Source organism: Polaribacter sp. BAL334 (genome assembly GCF_015767435.1).
Lineage (GTDB): Bacteria > Bacteroidota > Bacteroidia > Flavobacteriales > Flavobacteriaceae > Polaribacter.
In genome coordinates this window covers 1-456 of record NZ_JADWOV010000274.1, presented here as the reverse complement: position 1 = coordinate 456, position 456 = coordinate 1, and the positions used below count along the sequence as shown (strand labels likewise).

Here is a 456-nt window from a genome sequence, read left to right as displayed (position 1 = left end):
CAAAAAATATCTCTCTGATATTTTAATAGCAATAGATTTGATAGAAAAATTCACAGTTGAAATTACAGATTTCAATATGTATCAAAATGATTTAAAAACACAAAGCGCAGTAGAAAGACAATTAGCTATCATTGGAGAAGCTCTAAATCAACTGAAAAAAGTATCATCCATTACAGAAATTAAGAATGATAAACAAATTATTGGTTTTCGTAACAGATTGATTCATGCTTATGATAGTATAGATAATTCAATAGTTTGGGCAATTATAAATCGTCATCTTAAAAAACTAAAAGAAGAAATTCAATCGCTCTCTTTTTAATTTTAAAAATCAATCTAATTGTAACCATTCAAAAAAAAATTTCACTGCCGCGTAGAATCTTAGGTTGCTGTAATTTGCTTTTCGATAGACTACTACCCTATTGTTACATTACCTTATCAATTCACTTCTACATTAGT

Annotated in this window: 1 protein-coding gene; it reads left to right on the top strand. The window is 27.2% G+C overall.

Annotated elements, in window-relative coordinates; genetic code table 11:
- Nucleotides 1-319: DUF86 domain-containing protein (locus IU405_RS07670; RefSeq protein ID WP_231749607.1), on the top strand; the 319-nt coding region annotated here is incomplete at its 5' end.
- Nucleotides 320-456: the final 137 nt, after the last annotated feature.